Genomic DNA, 17435 nt, shown 5'->3' on the forward strand with positions numbered 1-17435 from the left:
GGAGCCGTGGACCATGCGGTCAATGGCCGGGTGATCGACCCCGGGAATCGGTTTAGTCTCGAAGATGTGAGCAGTGAGCCCCGCGCATCCCGGCTGAACAACCTGCTGTCCGCCTTCCTCGCCTCGCGGAGCCCGGAGGCGGCTCCCGCCGAGGACCTGCGGGCGTCCGACGCGGACCGCGAGCGGGTGATCGCCGCGCTGACGGACGCGGTCACCGACGGCCGGCTCACCCATCCCGAGCATGAGGAGCGCGTCGAGCAGGCCTACGCCGCCCGGACGCTCGGCGCCCTCGCCGCACTGACCGCGGACCTGCTCCCGCCGGAAGAGCAGCCGGTCCGCATGGACGGCCGACCGCTGACGGCCTTGTTCCGCAACGAGAGCCGCGGGGGCCGCTGGGTCGTCCCCTCGCACGTCCCCGTCACGTCCGTCGGCGGCCGGGTCACCATGGACCTGTGCGAGGCCCTGCTCCAGTCACGCCGGGTGGTGGTCCAGCTCGCGGTCATGGCCGGCACGGTCACGCTGATCGTCCCCGAGGGGGTGCGCATCGTGACCGGCCCGTCGGCGCGCGTGGGTTCCCTGCGCAACGAGGTACGGCTGCCGCCGGGCGCGACCGGTCACGCTCCGGACGCGCCCGTCATCGAACTGGCGGGATTCGTGTTCGGCGGCAAGGTCGTCGCCAAGTCGCCGCAACGCCCCAGGAAGGGGCTCTTCCGCCGGGACTGAGGCCCGTCATCGAGCCGCCGGGACTCGTTTCGGCGGCCGGGGCCCGTGGCGGCTGAGGCCTGTGGTGGCCGAGCCCCGTGGCGGCCGAGGCCCGCCCTCAGACCGCCGTGTCGAAGTTGATCGCGCTGTAGGCCCCGAGCTTCCAGAGCCGGTGCTCGCTCTCGATCTTGCGGATCGTGCCGGAGCGGCCCCGCATGACCAGCGAGTTCGTGACGGCGGCCCCGCCCTTGAAACGCACGCCGTACATCAGTTCGCCGTCGGTGATCCCGCTCGCCGCGAAGAACACGTCGTCGGAACGGACCAGGTCGTCGGTCGTCAGCACCTGCCCGAGGTCGAGCCCGGCGTCGAGGGCCTTGGCGCGCTCCTGCTCGTCGCGGGGCCACAGCTTGCCCTGGATGACCCCGCCCAGGCACTTCATCGCGCAAGCCGCCACGATGCCCTCGGGTGTGCCGCCGACGCCGAGCATCAGGTCGACGCCGGTCCCGGCGCGGGCCGCCATGATCGCGCCCGCCACGTCGCCGTCGGTGATGAACCGGATCCGTGCTCCGGTCTCCCTGATGTCCTTGACGATGCCCTCGTGCCGGGGGCGGTCGAGCACGACGACCGTGACATCGGACGGCTTGGCGCCCTTGGCCTTGGCCACCGCCTTGATGTTGTCGGCGACGGGCGCCTCGATGTCCACCTTGTCGGCGGCCTCCGGGCCCGTGACCAGCTTCTCCATGTAGAAGACCGCGGACGGGTCGTACATGGAGCCCCGCTCGCCCACGGCGATGACGGAGATCGCGTTGTTCATGCCGAGGGCGCAGAGCCGGGTGCCGTCGATGGGGTCGACGGCCACGTCGCACTCGGGGCCGGTGCCGTCGCCCACCTCCTCGCCGTTGAACAACATGGGCGCGTTGTCCTTCTCGCCCTCACCGATCACGACCACGCCTCGCATGGAGACGGTGTTGATCAGTTGTCGCATCGCGTTCACGGCGGCGCCGTCGGCCCCGTTCTTGTCGCCGCGGCCCACCCAGCGGGCGGCGGCCATGGCGGCGGCCTCGGTCACCCGTACGAGTTCGAGTGCCAGGTTTCGGTCGGGTGCGTGCTCGCCTGTCGCCAGGGCGGCCGGTACGTGGTCGGACATCGATCCCCTTCCCGTCTTCAAGAGATCGTAGTTCCCGGGACCGCCCTTTGTCCGATTGGTCTGGACCTGTTGCCGCAGGTGAGGGGCCATTTGGTCCGGGACTGCCCCAGGGGAGGCAGGGCGGGATATCGTCGCCGTCATGAGCAGCGACACCGAGCGAACGGTAACAGTACGCACGTCAGAGCGTGGAGCCGCCACGCGGGGTGCGCTTCTCGACGCCGCAAGGGAGATATTCGTCACAAGCGGTTTCGCCGAGGCCGGTGTGACCGAGGTGGTGGCACGTGCGGGGGCGAGTGTGGGCAGTCTCTACCACCACTTCTCCGGCAAGGCCGACCTCTATCTGACGCTCTTCGAGGAGTTCCAGCACCGGCAGACGCAGCGGACCCGGCAGGCGGTCCAAGACGCCAGGACGGCGGGGGAGAACGAGCCGATGCCCCTGTTCCTCGCCGGGGCGCGGGCCTATCTCGAGGGCTGCCTGACCGAGCGCGACCTCGCCGCGCTCTTCCTGCGGGGCGACGCCCCTCCCGGTTTCGAGGTCATCATGCGCGACCGGCTCCGCCAGTGGGCCCGGCGGACGGCGGCCCTGTTCGAGCACGAGGACACCCTGGTCATCGTGGTCACCGGCGCCCTGTCGGCGGTCGTGCAGGAGGTGACCCTCTCCGAGGATCCGGAGGCCGCCCGCAAGCTGGCCGAGGACGCTCTTCTCATCATCGCCCGCACGACCGGGTAATCTGCGGTTACGTGGGACGATTCACGCAGGGTTTCTACGGCTACGCATTCGCTCTGTTCGTGTGCCTCGCCGCGGTCGGGCTGTTCCTGCTCGTCACGCCGCAGAGCGGGGAGCAGCACGTTCCCCGGATCGACTACTCGATCGACCAGGCCAACGCCGTACGTGCCGCGTCGTATCCGATCGAGGCGCCCCGGCAGGTTCCGCCGAACTGGGTCCCCAACAGCTCGTCGGTCACCCAGAACGGGTCGACCGTGACCTGGCGGCTGGGCTTCGCCACCGGCAAGCAGATGCACGCCCTGGTCGCCCAGAGCAACGAGCAGCCCGCGGCCGAGTTCGCCAACCGGATGGCCAACACCGACAAGGTCACCGGAAGTCGTGAGATCAACGGCACGGCCTGGCAGGAACGATTCCGCTCCGACAAGAACCAGCGATCTCTCGTCCAGGTCCAGCCGACCCACGCGGTGGTCGTCACCGGTTCGGCCGACTGGCAGGAGCTGGCGGATCTGGCCGCCTCGCTCGCCCCCCAGTCCCACGCCGCCACGGCAGGCTGAGGGGCCTTCCGTCAGAAGGGCGCCTCGTCGGTTCCGCTCGCCTGGGGCTCCTGGCGCTGGGCCATCGCCGCGGCCAGCTTCACCCGGGCGCCCTGCAACCACTCCTCGCAGAGCGCGGCCAGCTTCTCGCCGCGCTCCCAGAGCTCGATGGACTGCTCCAGCGTGAGCCCGCCCGTCTCCAGCCGGCGCACGACCTCGGTGAGCTCTTCCCGGGCCTGCTCGTACGACGGCGTCTGCTTGTCCTCAGCCACGTCCCCCACCATAGAGGCCCTCCGGTGCCGGAGTGCCGAGTGTCTGATATGGGCATAAAAGTGCATATTTGAACGTTTTTCACTTAGCACGGCTAACCACTACGACGAAGTCGGGGGACTCGACGATGTGTGGAATCAGCGGCTGGGTCGACTATGAGCGTGATCTCCAGCAGGCCCGGGGGACGGCGCAGGCCATGGTGGACACGATGGCCTGCAGGGGACCGGACGCGGAGGGGCTGTGGCTCTCGCCGCACGCGGCCCTCGGTCACCGGCGACTCGCGATCATCGACATCGAGGGCGGCCGCCAGCCCATGATCGCCGAGGAGGACGGCCGCCCGATCGCCGTTCTCACCTACAGCGGTGAGGCGTACAACTTCCACGAGCTGCGCGACGAACTGAAGCAGCGGGGCCACCGCTTCCGCACGTCCAGCGACACCGAGGTCGTCCTCGAGGCGTACCTGGAATGGGGCGAGGACTTCGTCACCCGCCTGAACGGCATGTACGCCTTCGCCATCTGGGACACCCGGCGCGAGGAACTGCTCCTGGTCCGCGACCGGATGGGCATCAAGCCCCTGTACTACTACCCGACCCCCACCGGCGTGCTCTTCGGGTCCGAGCCCAAGGCGATCCTGGCCAACCCGCTGGCGCGGCCGGTCGTGGACGCCGACGGGCTGCGCGAGCTGCTCGCCTTCGTCAAGACCCCGGAGAACGCCGTCTTCCGCGGCATGTACGAGGTGCGCCCCGGTCAGATCGTCCGGATCCGCCGCGAGGGCCTGAGCAAGCGGCGCTACTGGCAGCTGGAGTCCCGCGAGCACACCGACGACCTGGAGACCACCGTCAGGACCGTCCGCGACCTCCTGGACGACATCGTCACCCGGCAGCTCATCTCCGATGTTCCGCTGTGCACGCTCCTGTCCGGAGGGCTCGACTCCAGCGTCGTCACCGCGCTCGCCGCGCGGGCGCTGGAAGGCCAGGACAAGGTCCGGTCCTTCTCGGTGGACTTCACCGGGTACGCGGAGAACTTCCAGCCGGACGAGATGCGTGACACGCCCGACACGCCCTACGTGCACGACCTCGTGCGGCACGTCGGCTCCGAGCACGCGGACATCATCCTCGAGTCTGCCGACCTCATGGATCCGGCCGTGCGGGACGCCGTGCTGCGGGCGCGTGACCTGCCCATCGGCATCGGCGACATGGACACCTCGCTCTACCTGCTCTTCAAGGCGATCCGCAGCCACTCGACGGTGGCCCTGTCGGGCGAGTCGGCCGACGAGGTCTTCGGCGGGTACAGGTGGTTCCACGACCCGGAGGCGGTCAACTCCGGCACGTTCCCGTGGCTGGCGGGCGTGGGCCTCGCCGGGCACACCAGCAGGGGGCACTTCCTCGAGGAGCATCTGCTGCGCAAGCTCGACATCCCCGCCTACCGGGCGGACAGCTACCAGCAGGCGCTGGCCGAGGTCCCCAGGCTCTCCGGCGAGACGGGCCTGGAGCGGCGCATGCGAGAGGTCAGCTACCTGCACCTCACCCGGTTCGTGCAGATCCTGCTCGACCGCAAGGACCGCATGAGCATGGCCGTCGGGCTCGAGGTCCGGGTGCCGTTCTGCGACCACCGGCTGGTCGACTACGTCTTCAACGCCCCGTGGAGCATGAAGACCTTCGACGGCCGGGAGAAGAGCCTGCTGCGGGCGGCCGCCGGGGACGTCCTGCCGGTCTCGGTGCGTGACCGCGTCAAGAGCCCCTACCCGTCGACGCAGGACCCGTCCTACGAGGAGGCCCTGCGTGCGGAGACCGCCAGGCTGCTCGACGGCGGAGGGTTCGCCGCCGAGTCTCTGGTGGACACCGCCAAGGTGCGGGCCATCCTCGCCGAACCGCTGGCAGCCACCAGCCTCCAGGGTCCCAGGGCCGCACTGGAAGGGCTGCTCCAGTTCAACACCTGGCTGGAGGACTACGGGACGCGGATCGTCGTCTAGGGCGTCACTCCTGGGCGGTAACGGTCACCCGGTCGTCGGAGAAGCGGATCGTCAGCTCGTCGCCGGGCTTCACGTCGCCGGCCAGCCGTACGACCTCGCCGGAGGCGCGCTGCGCGATCGCGTAGCCGCGCTCCAGCGTGGCGGCCGGTGACAACGCCACGAGCCGGGCGCGCAGGTGCTCGAGCGAGTCGGCCGAGCGGTCCAGCGACGAGGTGAGGCTGCGCCTGGACCGCTCACGCAGGGCGTCCACCTGCTCGGCCCGGCGGTCCAGCTCGCGGACCGGGTCGGCGAGGGAGGGCCGGGAGCGCACCGAGCCCAGCCACGACAGCTCGCGCTCGACCCAGCCGCCGACGACGCGGCGGCCGCGATCCCTGAGCTGGCGGACCAGCGTGAGCTGCTCGCCGACGTCGGGCACGACCTTCTTCGCCGCGTCGGTCGGGGTGGAGGCCCGCACATCGGCCACGAGGTCCAGCAGGGGGCTGTCCTGCTCGTGGCCGATGGCGCTGACGACGGGCGTACGGCATGCCGCGACCGCGCGTACCAGGGACTCGTCGGAGAACGGCAGCAGGTCCTCCAGGGAACCGCCGCCGCGGGTCACGATGATGACGTCGACCTCCCGATCGGCGTCGAGCCTGCTCAGCGCATCGGTGACCTCGCCGACGGCGTACGGCCCCTGTACGGCCACCGCCTCGACCTTGAACCGGACGGCCGGCCAGCGGCGCCGGGCGTTCTCCAGCACGTCGCGTTCCGCGGCGGAGTCCCGCCCGCAGATCAGGCCGATCGTGGACGGCAGGAACGGCAGCCGTCTCTTGCGGTCCACGTTGAACAGGCCCTCACCGGCCAGGACGTGACGGAGCCGTTCGAGTCTGGCCAGCAGCTCCCCGATGCCGACCGGCCGAATCTCCGTCGCGGTGAACGAGAACGAGCCCTTGTTGACCCAGAAGTCCGGCTTCACGTGCATGACCACCCGTGCCCCGTCCACCGGCCGGGGCACGCTCGCCTCGTAGACGTTCCGCGTGCAGGTGACCCGCGCGGAGACGTTGGCCACCGGGTCGCGCAGAGTCAGGAACACCGTGCCGCCGCGGGCGGTCAGCTCGGTGATCTGTCCCTCGACCCAGATGGTTCCCAGCTTGCCGATCCACTGGGCGACCATCTGCAGCACCGACCTGATCGGGAGCGGCGCCTCCGGTGACGTCTTCGCGGTCACATGTGCTCCTAGGGCTGGGCTTCGAGCTTGGCCAGGCGGTTCTCGTACAGGCGGACGACCTCGGCGCGGCCCGCGTGCGCCTTCTCATAGGCGAGCAGGTCCCGGATCTGGTCGATCGACTGGCTCCGGAGCCTCGCGCGAAGTGACGCGATCGTCAGTTCACCGTAGCCGGGCAGCGGCTCCCCTGTGGTGTCCACCGCGGTGTCCGTGGTGGTCTTCGTCGCGGTGGCCGCCTCGGCGCCGGTCGTGTCCGCCGTCTTCGCGGCCGTCCTGGTCCTCGGCTTCGCGGCGGTCTTGGCGGTCGTCCTGGGGGCCGCCTTGGCCCTGGGCTTGGCCGGAGCCTTCGCCGGGGCCTTGGCCGGAGTCTCCACGGGCGTCTCCACGGGCGTCTCGGCCTCGGCCGCCTTCGGCTCGACCGTGGCCGGCGTCTCGGGCTCGACCGCAGCCGCAGTCGGCGTCTCCACCGGTATCTCTACGGGCGCCTCCGCCTCGGCCTTCTTGCTCTCCTGCCGCGGCGCGTAGATCACCGGCTCACGCCGTGCGGGCTTGGGCTCCTCCGCCTGGGGGGCGGCCGGCTCCTCGTGCGCGGCAGCGGCCTCGGTGGTCGCGGTGCGCGAGGTGTCCGCCGCCTCCTTCTCCTCGGACGTCGTCAGCCGCTTGAGCGCCGTCCTGACACGGTCGCTGAGGAGCAGTGCGTGCCCGACGCTGCTCAAAGCGGTCTGGAGGGCGTTCACGGGCAGGTCTTTTGCCTTGTCGCGAAGCTGGTCGCGGCGATGTAGGGCGTCGCGTAGCGGTTTCGTAATGGTTCTAAGGACGGACATCGCTACTCCTGGGGAGATATTTCGGTGGACGTCCAGTCTCGCAAGACCGGAGTCAAGAGGTGGCTGGCGTTCCACATAGCATAGGAACATGGATTCAGAGACCCCTCGGGCCCGCCGTGTCCTGCTCGCCAAGCCGCGCGGTTACTGCGCCGGAGTGGACCGAGCCGTCGAGGCGGTCGAGAGGGCGCTCGACCAGTACGGCGCGCCCATCTACGTGCGTAAGCAGATCGTCCACAACACCCACGTGGTGAAGCGGCTCGAGGCCAGGGGCGCGGTGTTCGTCGAGGAGACCGAGCAGGTCCCCGAGGGCGCGATCGTGGTGTTCTCCGCCCACGGCGTGGCGCCCAGTGTCCACGAGGAGGCCGCCGGCCGCCACCTCAAGACGATCGACGCGACCTGCCCGCTGGTCACGAAGGTCCACAACGAGGCGAGGCGGTTCGCCGCCAAGGACTACGACATCCTGCTCATCGGCCACGAAGGCCACGAGGAGGTCGAGGGGACCGCGGGAGAGGCCCCGCAGCACATCCAGCTCGTCGACGGGTTCGACGGCGTGGAGGGCATCGAGGTCCGCGACCCGGAGAAGGTGGTCTGGCTCTCCCAGACGACGTTGTCGGTCGACGAGACCGAGGAGACCGTCGCCCGGCTGCGCGGCCGCTTCCCCAACCTGATCGACCCGCCGAGCGACGACATCTGCTACGCCACGTCGAACCGGCAGACGGCCGTCAAGGAGATCGCGGCCGAGTCCGAGCTGGTCATCGTGGTCGGCTCCACCAACTCCTCCAACTCCAAGCGGCTGGTCGAGGTGGCCAAGGACTACGGCGCCGACGCCTCCTACCTCGTGGACGACGCATCGTTCGTCCAGGAGGAGTGGCTCGACGGCGTGACCACCGTCGGCGTCACGAGTGGCGCGTCCGTCCCCGAGGAACTGGTGGACGGCGTGCTGGCACGGCTCGCGGAGCTCGGCTTCATCGACGTGCAGGAGGTCGAGTCCGTCAAGGAGAGCATGCGGTTCGCCCTGCCGCACGAGCTGCGGCGCGATCTGCGCACCGCCTGATCGGGGCCCGCCCGATCAGGGCTCAGTCGTCGGTGGTCTTGCCGTACACGCGGGGCTCGAAGTAGCCCTCGGGCTCGGGAGCGTAGGTTCCCTCGCTGCTCACCCGCTGCTTCGGGATGCCCGGGGTCTTGATGGCGAGATCGTGCCGGAGGTCGCGCACGTTGTCGGACAGGCCCCGCGGCCACGCGATCCCCAGCACCAGGGCCGAGCCGCCGAACAGCCAGGGCGCACCGGACGAGAGCGCGGTGAACAGGCCGAGGCCGAGCGCCTGCGCCATCGAATCGGCCCCGATCGACCGGACGACCTCGATGAACGTCGTGGCGGTGAAGAAGACCAGCGGCGGGGTCACGACCATCGGCAGCAGGTCTCGCGGCTGCACGAGCAAGGCGACGCCTATGCAGCCGACGACGAACGCCGGTCCGGGGAGGGAGACGATCTGCCCCAGGAGCGTGACGATGAAGAGCAGTGCGACGGCGCCACGGGCCGTCAGCTTGAGCCTTGCCTGATCGGTGCCTGTCATGAGCCCCCCTTACGACAAGTCTCGCGTCAATTTACCGTTCTGGCGCGGGAATGGAGGGTGGCTTACCTGCTCTTCACCTTCCACTTCCGGTATCCCGACGAGGCGGGGGACCTCCTCGACGAGTTCCGGCGCGTTGAGCGGGGTGCTCACCAGGCCGAGGTCGTTCATCTTGCGGGCGCTGACGAGGACCCGGGTCTCCAGCGACCCCACGGTCTGGTTGTACGCGACGACCGCCCTCGACAGCGCCTTGCCCAGGCCGTCGACGTGGCGGCCGAGGTTGCCCAGCCGCTCGTACAGCTCCTTGCCGAGGTCGAAGACCGCCTTGGCGTTCTCACTCAGCGCCGCCTGCTGCCAGGCGTACTGGGCGGTCCGCAGCATGGTGATCAGCGTGGTCGGGGTCGCGATGTGCACACGCCGCTTCATCGCGTATTCGAGCAGCGCGGGATCGCGCTCCAGCGCGGGCGCGAGGAACGCCTCACCGGGGATGAACAGCACCATGAACTCGGGGGACGGGCTGAAAGCCTGCCAGTAGGTCTTGGCGGCCAGCCGGTCCACGTGCTCGCGCAGATGGCGGGCGTGTGCGTCGAGCCGTGCCGAGGCGAGGTCGGGGTCGGTCGCCTCCGCGGCCTCCAGATAGGCCGCGAGGGACACCTTGGAGTCGACGATGATGTTCTTGCCGCCGCTGAGCCGTACGACCATGTCGGGGCGGACGAGCCCGTCCCTGGTCGCGGCGCTGACCTGCTCGTCGAAGTCGCAGAACCGGGCCATGCCGGCGATCTCGGCGACGCGGCGCAGTTGAAGCTCTCCCCAGCGGCCGCGTGCCTCCGGCCGCTGGAGGGCCCGGACGAGGGCCGTCGTCTGCGTCTTGAGCTGCTCCGAGCTGGCCCTGACGAACTCCATCTGCTTGCTCAGCTCGGCGCGGGCGGCCCTTGAGCCCGACTCGGTCTCCCTGAGCTGCTCCTCGACCCTCGCGAGCGTCTCCTTGAGCGGGGCGACCAGGCCCTCGACGGCCTGGCGCCGCTGGTCGAGATCGCCCGCGGCCTCGGCCCGCGTGGTGTTGAGCCGGTTCTCCGCGAGTTCGAGGAAGCGGAGGTTGGCGACGTCGAGGGCCCGCGCGGACAGGGCCTGGAACCTCTCGGGAAGCTGGGCGTCGACGTAGGCCATCCGGTCTTCGGCCGCCTGCGCCCGTCCCCGGGCCTCGGCCAGCTTGACGGCGGACTCGGCCGCCTCACGGGTCATCCGGCCCCGCCCGAGTGCGAAACCGACCACGAGCCCGGCGAGGAGCCCCACGGCCAGCCAGAGTGCGAGAGCCACGACATCCACGGTGTGGATGATCCCAGGTTGTCCCTTCCATGACGTGGAGGCGCGCTCACCCGGGCGCGCCTGCGGGCACGCTGAAGCGCTGATGTCCTGCTCACCGGCGCAGGCCCGTAAACTCGGCCAACGTGAGCCTGAGCATCGGCATCGTCGGCCTGCCCAACGTCGGCAAGTCCACGCTTTTCAACGCCCTGACCAAGAGCGCCAACGCCCTGGCGGCGAACTATCCGTTCGCCACCATCGAGCCCAACGTGGGCATCGTGGGTGTGCCCGACGCGCGGCTGGGCAGGCTGGCGGAGATCTACGACTCCGTTCGGATCCTGCCCGCCAAGGTCGAGTTCGTCGACATCGCGGGGCTGGTCAAGGGAGCCTCGGAGGGACAGGGCCGGGGCAACCAGTTCCTGGCCAACATCCGCGAGACCGACGCCATCTGCCAGGTCATCCGGGTCTTCACCGACCCCGACGTCACCCACGTCGACGGTGACGTCTCGCCCGCGCGCGACATCGAGACGATCAACACCGAGCTGATCCTCGCCGACCTCCAGACGATCGAGAAGGCGGTCCCGCGGCTCCAGAAGGAGGCGCGGACCAACAAGGACCGCAAGATTGTCCTGGAGGCCGCCGAGGCCGCCGCCAAGCTGCTCGACACCGGGACGACGCTGTACGCCGGTGCGAAGGCGGCCGGGATCGACCTCGCCGACCTGCGTGAGCTGCACCTGCTGACGGCCAAGCCGTTCCTGTACGTGTTCAACCTCGACGCGGACGAGCTGACGGACGACGACCTGCGGGCGAAGCTCTCGGCGATCGTCGCCCCCGCGGAGGCCGTGTTCCTCGACGCCAAGATCGAGTCCGAGCTGGTCGAGTTGCCCGACGACGAGGCGCTGGAACTGCTGCAGTCGGTCGGCCAGGAGGAGTCCGGCCTGTCCCAGCTGGCCAGGGTCGGCTTCGAGACGCTCGGCCTGCAGACCTACCTGACCGCGGGGCCCAAGGAGGCCCGGGCCTGGACGATCCGCAAGGGCGCCACCGCACCCGAGGCCGCCGGCGTCATCCACACCGACTTCCAGCGCGGCTTCATCAAGGCCGAGGTGGTCTCGTTCGACGACCTGGTCGAGGCGGGATCGATGACCGCCGCCAGGTCCGCCGGCCGGGCCAGGATCGAGGGCAAGGACTACGTCATGCGTGACGGCGACGTCGTGGAGTTCCGCTTCAACGTCTGACCCGGCGCCGTCCGCCCAGGTCAGGCGTTCGGGTCGTCGTGTTGGGCACGTCCGGGCACACGACCTGGCATCGTCCTCCGCTCGACGAGTGCGTTCCTCGGAGCCCGGCATCAAGAGAACGAGGTTGGCGTTCTCATGCCCCAGACCCTCGGCTACGACGATGACTGATTCGCCCTGCATCAACAGCAGCGAAGCATGATGATGGCGAAGGTCATGAGACGTCGTGCTCTCCGGCAGCCCAGCGTTGGCGACCTCGTCGCCAGGCCTGGCTGCCGCTCCGCGCGGTGGGATGGACAGGGCCTATTAAGTCGACGCCTCCCGATAGCATCCCGCGTCATGAGAAGACTGATCATCGCGCTGGCGAGTACAGCGGGAGCGATCGCGTTTACCTTGGGCGGGTATGCCGTTGGTGCCGCAAAGGGAGATGTCGCTTCGGCGCCTTCGGAGGGGTGTGGGCAGGCCAATCAAACAATCAAGGAGCTTGCCGATCAGGTGCGGAAGCAGCCGGTAAGCCAAGAGCCGGAAATGGACAGTCGAACTGGCGCCATGGAAGAAGGAAGGGTCAAGATCCTCATCATGGCCGTCAACCAGAATCCGTCGTGCTTCGATGCCAAGGCTCGTGCGACAGCATCTGTCCTGAGCCGGCAACCGTCCGGAGATCAAAGGGACGCAGCCGTATGCGAACTCACTGGAGTCCGCTTCGAGGAGTGCCCGATCTCGGTTGATTAACGTCCACTCCGCACCGCTGGGCCTCCCCAGTTCCGTTCTGGTTCCGTCCGAGGCGCAAAGCGCCGGAAGTCGACAAGAGACGTTGAGAGCTGTATTGCCTGGTCAGAACGCCACGTGAGGCGGCACCGGCAGCCCGGGCCGAGGAGGCTCGTATGAGTCGCGTGAAGAATCTCCCGCACCCCTAGCCGGAGCCTTGGCCTGGCGCAACACTTGACCCGGCTGATCGCGCCCAAGAGGGCGGTCGCGATGCTGGCCGGTGTCGCCCTGATCGGCTACGCGGCATTCCTCATCTACGACTTCGTCTTGGTCGCCGTGTTCGCCCTGGACCCCGTACAGCGGGGTTGACCATTCGAGTGCCCCGTACCGTTCGCCGATCTCTTCCTGTGTGCGGCTCGGTGTCGCCCGCCGCTCGGGTCTGTGCTCCCGGGGCGCGCACGGGGCCCAAGACACCGTGAACTTTCGGCAACGATCAACCGCCGACGCGAGGTCGGATGGCCGCGCGGCCATCAGCGCGAACTCCCCGGCCCTGGGGCCGGCCGAGCGGCGGCCAGTGTTCCGCCGCAGGTCGAGATCGGCATCGTGATACCTCTCTGAGCTGCGAGGACAGCAATACGTGGCGGTTAGGTAATCGATGTCCGCGCTGGCCAGGCGTAACGTGCTTTCCCGCGGAGCGTCAGGCGTGGGGTCGTCTCATCTGGAAGTAGACCTGGTTTGCTCGGTCACGGCGATGCTTGCACCATGGGCGTGGCTTTCCTGGAAGAATTGGCGAGACCGCTAGGGTGAATACTTCAATGCGGCTAACCGGATCGAGAGTAAGACGACACCGCGCCAGCCGGGGGGATCGGCGCGAGCGGAGGCGTGATGGCTCGCAGGTCAACCGTCCAGCAGGATCCGCGGATCGCTGGCGACCCCGAGTCGTACCCTCTGGAGGGCCCTGATCGGGTGACAGTGTCGCGTGGAACGTCCTCCAGGCGTGGAGGCTGGGGCGGTGGCGGGGGCCGCTGGCTCGTGTGGGCGGGGCGTGCCGTTCTGTGGGCGCTCATCATCGTGATCGTCGTCAACGGCGTCCGGGCGCCTTTCGAGCGGCTGAGCCAGAACGGCGCCGCGACGGATTCGGAAACGACGCCGAGTTCGAGTGGTCGTGATTTTCCCGTGACGCAGGCGGCCGCATTCGCCAATCAGTTCGCCGCCGTCTATTTGAATTATGACGCCACCGACGCGCAGCAAAGAGCGGAACGGTTGAAGGCTTTTCTTCCTGAAGGCGCGGACGAGCAGTTCGGCTGGAACGGCTATGGACGAATGGCGGCCGGCGCATTTCAGTTCTCCGGAATTCAGGTGAGCGACGAGCACGACGCCGTCGTCACGGTCGCCTACCAGACCGGTGGGCACCGTGGGCTGCTGTCCGTTCCGATCTACAACGACGGCGGACACTTCGTCGTGTCGGGACAGCCGGGACTGCTGCCCGCTCCCGCGCTGCCGGGGTTCCCCCAGGTCTCCGGCCCGTCGCGGGACTCGGCGACGGAGGCGGAGCTACGGCCGCAGGTCGAGGGCTTCTTCAAGGCGTTCGCGGCGGGCAACCAGGTGGATCTGCAGCGGTATGTCGCGAGCGGGAAGCCGATCGACGGCTTCAACGGGGAGTTCACCCTGGCCCAGCTCAAGGATCTCGTCGTGCCGGAAGGCGAGGCGAACACCAGGGAGGTCACCGCAGTGGTCGTGTGGGCCGTCTCGTCGAACGGAACGGACGCCGTCTCGACCTCCGAGCAGAACGACCCGGCCGTCCAGCCCGGCGGCCTCGAGCAGGCCTACCGACTGACCATGGAGAAGCAGGGCGGCAAGTGGTTCGTCCAGCAGGTCCAGGGTGCGAGCCGGTCCGTGGGGTAGCGCATGCCCGGCCATGACATCGCTGATCCATACCCCCGGGAGGGCGAGAATTGATTCTGAAGACCATCGTGGACAGTTCCCTGGAACTGGCCGCGCCCTCGCAGCCCCCGACGGGGGGAATCAACACCGAAGGTCTGGCGGACTTCCTCCGTACCTTCTTCGCGCCGCTGTTCCTCGTGGTCGTCTCCATCGTGGCGCTTTTCTTCCTCTTCACCCGTGAGATCACCAGGTTCGTGCAGTTCATCATTCTGGCGATCGCCATCGGCGTGATCTTCTATGTGCCCAACATCATCGAGGTGACGGCGAAGGCGATCGCGGGCGCGCTCGGAATCAAGTGATCCGGCGGAGAGGAGGATCGGGTGGATCTCCCCACATACACCAATATCTGGCGAATTGAGAAGCGGCTCTACAAGCTGTACGACCTACGGCTGCCCATGCCTCTTCCGATCGTCTGGATCGGTGTGTTCGTGGGTGTCCTGGTCCCCTGGTGGCTCTTCCTCTACCTCGTCAAGGTGCCGTTCGCGGCGCCCTGGCACGTGGTCTACCTGGTCCCGCCGGGCGTCGTCACCTGGCTGTCCACCCGTCCCGTCATCGAGGGCAAGCGGCTGACCGAGGTGCTGCAGTCGCAGCTGCGCTACCTGGCGGAGCCGCGCACCTGGGCTCGCATGGCGCCGGTCGCGGAGCCGGAGACGATCACCCTGACCGCTCGTGTCTGGCGGACCGCGCCGTCGGCCGCGCCGGTCCGCGTCAAGGCCGCCCGCAAGGCCGTGGCGGCGGAGGCGGCGGGGCAGGACGCGAAGACCAAGGGACGAAGCGCGGCGACGAAGACCAGAGGCGTCGAGACGAAGGCACGCGGTACGGAGAAGGTGCGCGGCGCGGGGCCCCGGACGAGGACGCCGGAGACCACGGCGACCACGGCGACCGGCGTGGGAGTCAGGGCCAGAGCCGGGGAGACCAAGGGCAGAGGCAAGGCCGTCGAGCCGTGGACGCCCGATCGCGTCATTCCGGCCCGTGCGCTGCCTCCCTCCTCCGCCGGGCGACCCGCCACCGTGCACCCCGCCGTGGCGGCGGCCGCGGCCGCCGCCGCGCCGGTCACCGACTCGCCTCCCGACTCGTGGAGCAGGCCCACCGCGAAGCCGGCCACGACGGGTGAGCCCGTGCAGGCCGTCTCCGCGGACGAGCCCGTCTTCTACATGCCCAAGCCGTCCGTGTCCCCGGGAGACAAGCCGCCGATCCGGGTGGCGCTGCCGAAGCGGGCCGCGCCGCTCGCGCTGCCTCCCGCACCCTCGACACCGCCGCCGACGCAGCCCGGTCCGGCTGCCGAGGAGTCCGCCGCTCCCGTGCCACCCATCGGGACCGAGGCGCTGCGGCGGTTGCGCAGGCTCGCGGCCAGTGCCGAGTCCGCGCCCGAATCGGTGCAGGAACCCGCCTCCCACCCGACGCGTCACGCCGGCCCGGAGTCGGCACAGGACCTCGGTACGGATGCGGCGCATCCGGTGCGCCACGCGGGCCCTGAACCGGATTCCGTACGGCAGGCCTCTCCCGAGGCGATGCGCGACCCGGCGGTCTCTGAGCCGGTGCGGGACGCGGCTCCGACCTCCACGCGGGAAGCGGTCCGATCCGCGGCACACGACGCGGCTCCGATCCCCGCACGGGAATCCGCTCAGGAACCGACGCGCGACGCCGCGCCCGCGGATCCGATGCCGGACTCCCCGCAGGAGTCGCCGGCACAGAGCCCTGCCCTGGACGCCGGGCGAGGAACGGCGCAGACGCCAGACCAAGCCCCTGTACAAGGAACGGCCCAGACGCCTGCTCAGGCCCCGGTGCGGGAGCCGGTCCGGGAAGCCGCGGAGAACGTCGTCAGCGAGCCGGCAACGGAGTCCGGTCAGGCCGGACGGGTCGAGCAAGACAGGGTGCGGGAGCCGCGCCCAGGAACGTCCGATCGGCAGCGGGAGGCCTGGGAGCAGCACCGGAAGGGCCAGCCGCCACGGCTCGTCCGTCCCGCCGTGCCCCCTGCCCCGGCCGCTCCGCCGCTCGCCGCCCAGTCGTCGACCGCTGAGCCACCCGCTGCCGAGCCCTCCGTCCAGCCGCCCACGCGGCCGGCCGTCGAGCCGCCCACCGCGCAGCCGCCCGCCCGGCCGGCCCCTGAGCTGCCCGCTGCCCGGCCGGCCGCTCAGTCGCCTGCACAGCCGCCCGCGCCGCCGTCGGCCGAGCCGCCCGTCGAGCGCCCCGCGGGGCCCTCGCCGGCTCCCGCCGCGAGTGTGGCGCCGCCGCCAAGCGGGAACAGGGGAGTGTCGATCCGGAGGGTTCCCACGCTTCCCCAGGCGAGCGGGCCCGCCACTCCGGTGCTTCCTCCCGCCGCCCTGCCGTCCTCGCCGGTGGACGAGCCCAGAGTCCGCCGTGTGGAGTCCGTCGTCGGGCGCGGCTCCTCGGGCGGCTGGCGCAGGATCGCCCAGGTGGTCGTCGGCGGGAGCCGTACCGACGGCATGGAGGTCGACGAGGCGCGGGCACGCACGCCGCTCACCACGAGCAGGCGGGTCATGGTGCTGGGCTGCACCGGCGGCGCCGGGCAGACGACCACGGCGCTCATGCTCGGCCACACGCTCGCCCGCTACCGGGAAGACAGGGTGCTGGCCCTCGATGCGAACACCGGGGACAACACGCTGACGACCAGGATCCAGGCCGAGTCACCCGAGACGCTGAGCTCGCTGCTCGAAGGGTCGCACGCGGTGTCCGGCTACCTCGGCATGCGCGCCTACACGACGCGGTGCGAGTCGGGGCTCGAGGTGGTCGGCGCCGACACCGACGCCGGGGCCGAGCAGCGCCTGTCCGACCGGGCCCTGCTGAACGACTGGCGGCGGACGCTCTCCGCGCTGGACCAGCACTACCGCCTGGTCGTGGTCGACCCGGCCGCCGCTCTCGCCGCGAGGCTCCTGCCGTACACCGATCAGCTGGTGCTGGTCGCGCCCGCGAGCGAGGACGCGTCGGACGCGATCGCCATGACGTACGAGTGGCTCGACGGCCACGGCGTCTCCGATCTCCGGCGCAGGGCCGTCATGGTGATCAACGGCGTGAGCCGGCGGAGCATGCCGGACGTGGAGCAGGCCGAGGCCGTGGCCAGCGGCCGCTGCCGGGCCATCGTCCGCGTGCCCTGGGAGGACGAGCTGGCTCCGGGGCGTCCCGGACCAGTTGACGTCAACCACCTCCGGATCGGCGGCCGCAGGGCGTACGTTGCACTCGCCGGAGTGATCGTGAGTGGCTTGGCGACGATCCAGGCGAAGCAGGAGGTGGCCAGATGAGCGCCCGGTGCGAGAAGGGGAGCCGGTGAGCGAGCGATG

Annotated in this window: 17 protein-coding genes; 11 read left to right on the forward strand and 6 right to left on the reverse strand. The window is 69.8% G+C overall.

Annotated elements, in window-relative coordinates:
- Positions 1–66 precede the first annotated feature (66 nt).
- Positions 67–723 carry a DUF1707 SHOCT-like domain-containing protein gene (locus tag Psi02_RS08510; RefSeq protein WP_239094716.1) on the forward strand — a complete coding sequence of 219 codons (657 nt, stop codon included), beginning with the start codon at positions 67–69 and terminating at the stop codon, positions 721–723.
- A 97-nt stretch (positions 724–820) separates the two neighbouring features.
- Here Psi02_RS08510 and glpX read toward each other — a convergent pair whose 3' ends face one another.
- Entirely contained in the window at positions 821–1849 is a 1029-nt protein-coding gene (gene glpX, locus Psi02_RS08515; protein ID WP_203972900.1) for a class II fructose-bisphosphatase, read from the reverse strand.
- Positions 1850–1988: 139 nt separating this feature from the next.
- Between glpX and Psi02_RS08520 the strand changes: the two genes are divergently transcribed.
- Positions 1989–2579, forward strand: a complete 591-nt coding sequence (locus Psi02_RS08520; protein WP_203953740.1) for a TetR/AcrR family transcriptional regulator — start codon at positions 1989–1991, stop codon at positions 2577–2579.
- Between the two features lie 11 nt (positions 2580–2590).
- Complete coding sequence (locus tag Psi02_RS08525; protein ID WP_203972901.1) at positions 2591–3130, forward strand: DUF4245 domain-containing protein; 540 nt, start codon at positions 2591–2593, stop codon at positions 3128–3130.
- 11 nt (positions 3131–3141) lie between these two features.
- On the opposite strand, the gene Psi02_RS08530 is transcribed toward Psi02_RS08525, so the two are convergent.
- Complete coding sequence (locus Psi02_RS08530) at positions 3142–3381, reverse strand: exodeoxyribonuclease VII small subunit (protein WP_239094717.1); 240 nt, start codon at positions 3379–3381, stop codon at positions 3142–3144.
- A gap of 125 nt (positions 3382–3506) precedes the next feature.
- Here Psi02_RS08530 and asnB point away from each other — a divergent pair, with 125 nt between their 5' ends.
- A complete protein-coding gene (asnB, locus tag Psi02_RS08535) occupies positions 3507–5351 on the forward strand; it encodes an asparagine synthase (glutamine-hydrolyzing) (RefSeq protein ID WP_203972903.1) in 1845 nt (614 codons plus the stop codon).
- 4 nt (positions 5352–5355) lie between these two features.
- Here asnB and xseA read toward each other — a convergent pair whose 3' ends face one another.
- Together xseA and Psi02_RS08545 are read right to left on the reverse strand one after the other, a co-directional pair.
- Positions 5356–6558: an exodeoxyribonuclease VII large subunit gene (gene xseA / locus Psi02_RS08540; RefSeq protein WP_203953736.1), complete on the reverse strand. Its 1203-nt coding sequence runs from the start codon at positions 6556–6558 to the stop codon at positions 5356–5358.
- Positions 6559–6566: 8 nt separating this feature from the next.
- A complete protein-coding gene (locus Psi02_RS08545; protein ID WP_203972904.1) occupies positions 6567–7379 on the reverse strand; it encodes a DUF8129 domain-containing protein in 813 nt (270 codons plus the stop codon).
- An 88-nt stretch (positions 7380–7467) separates the two neighbouring features.
- Between Psi02_RS08545 and Psi02_RS08550 the strand changes: the two genes are divergently transcribed.
- Positions 7468–8433: a 4-hydroxy-3-methylbut-2-enyl diphosphate reductase gene (locus Psi02_RS08550; RefSeq protein WP_203972905.1), complete on the forward strand. Its 966-nt coding sequence runs from the start codon at positions 7468–7470 to the stop codon at positions 8431–8433.
- 22 nt (positions 8434–8455) lie between these two features.
- Here the strand turns inward: Psi02_RS08550 and Psi02_RS08555 are convergent, their stop codons facing one another.
- Both Psi02_RS08555 and Psi02_RS08560 read right to left on the reverse strand, forming a co-directional pair.
- Positions 8456–8953, reverse strand: coding sequence for a DUF6542 domain-containing protein (locus Psi02_RS08555; RefSeq protein WP_203972906.1), 498 nt, complete (start codon positions 8951–8953; stop codon positions 8456–8458).
- A 9-nt stretch (positions 8954–8962) separates the two neighbouring features.
- The gene (locus Psi02_RS08560; RefSeq protein ID WP_203972907.1) at positions 8963–10276 is read right to left on the reverse strand and encodes a DNA recombination protein RmuC; all 1314 of its coding nucleotides are present in this window, start codon (positions 10274–10276) and stop codon (positions 8963–8965) included.
- A 122-nt stretch (positions 10277–10398) separates the two neighbouring features.
- On the opposite strand from Psi02_RS08560, the gene ychF reads away from it, so the two are divergent.
- The 6 genes from ychF to Psi02_RS08585 all read left to right on the forward strand — a co-directional run bounded on the left by ychF (position 10399) and on the right by Psi02_RS08585 (position 17396).
- Positions 10399–11487 (forward strand): redox-regulated ATPase YchF, encoded by a 1089-nt coding sequence (gene ychF / locus Psi02_RS08565; protein ID WP_203972908.1) that lies wholly within the window; start codon positions 10399–10401, stop codon positions 11485–11487.
- A 336-nt stretch (positions 11488–11823) separates the two neighbouring features.
- The gene (locus Psi02_RS08570) at positions 11824–12216 is read left to right on the forward strand and encodes a hypothetical protein (RefSeq protein ID WP_203972909.1); all 393 of its coding nucleotides are present in this window, start codon (positions 11824–11826) and stop codon (positions 12214–12216) included.
- Between the two features lie 210 nt (positions 12217–12426).
- Positions 12427–12561, forward strand: a complete 135-nt coding sequence (locus Psi02_RS40665) for a hypothetical protein (RefSeq protein ID WP_275415165.1) — start codon at positions 12427–12429, stop codon at positions 12559–12561.
- Between the two features lie 516 nt (positions 12562–13077).
- Positions 13078–14097 carry a conjugal transfer protein gene (locus tag Psi02_RS08575; RefSeq protein WP_203972910.1) on the forward strand — a complete coding sequence of 340 codons (1020 nt, stop codon included), beginning with the start codon at positions 13078–13080 and terminating at the stop codon, positions 14095–14097.
- Between the two features lie 50 nt (positions 14098–14147).
- Positions 14148–14435, forward strand: coding sequence for a hypothetical protein (locus Psi02_RS08580; RefSeq protein WP_203972911.1), 288 nt, complete (start codon positions 14148–14150; stop codon positions 14433–14435).
- Positions 14436–14456: 21 nt separating this feature from the next.
- Positions 14457–17396, forward strand: coding sequence for a TcpE family conjugal transfer membrane protein (locus tag Psi02_RS08585; protein WP_203972912.1), 2940 nt, complete (start codon positions 14457–14459; stop codon positions 17394–17396).
- Positions 17397–17435 lie beyond the last annotated feature (39 nt).

The organism is Planotetraspora silvatica (assembly GCF_016863315.1).
Classification (GTDB): domain Bacteria; phylum Actinomycetota; class Actinomycetes; order Streptosporangiales; family Streptosporangiaceae; genus Planotetraspora; species Planotetraspora silvatica.